Below are 223 nucleotides of genomic sequence, written 5' to 3'. Positions count from 1 at the left end.
AATTTAACATCGAACTCAGATGTTGAACGTGAAGGATAACGTTGCGTAGCAACGGCCCACAGGGCGAGCGAAAGCGAGTCATCCTGCACGACCCACCGGCTTAACGTTGGTGACGAGTGAAAAAATTCAGGTAGTACCCGAGCGGGTCGTTAGCTCAGTTGGTAGAGCAGTTGACTTTTAATCAATTGGTCGCAGGTTCGAATCCTGCACGACCCACCACTTT

At 50.2% G+C, this 223-nt stretch carries 1 tRNA gene; it reads left to right on the top strand.

Going from position 1 to position 223, the window contains the following annotated elements:
* The first annotated feature begins 143 nt into the window (after window positions 1–143).
* A tRNA-Lys gene (locus GRPL_RS00005) sits at window positions 144–219 on the top strand.
* Window positions 220–223: the final 4 nt, after the last annotated feature.

This window comes from Klebsiella planticola ATCC 33531 (assembly GCF_000735435.1).
Classification (GTDB): domain Bacteria; phylum Pseudomonadota; class Gammaproteobacteria; order Enterobacterales; family Enterobacteriaceae; genus Klebsiella; species Klebsiella planticola.
The sequence above is the reverse complement of the archived record's forward strand: the minus strand, read 5'-3'. Positions and strand labels throughout refer to the sequence as shown.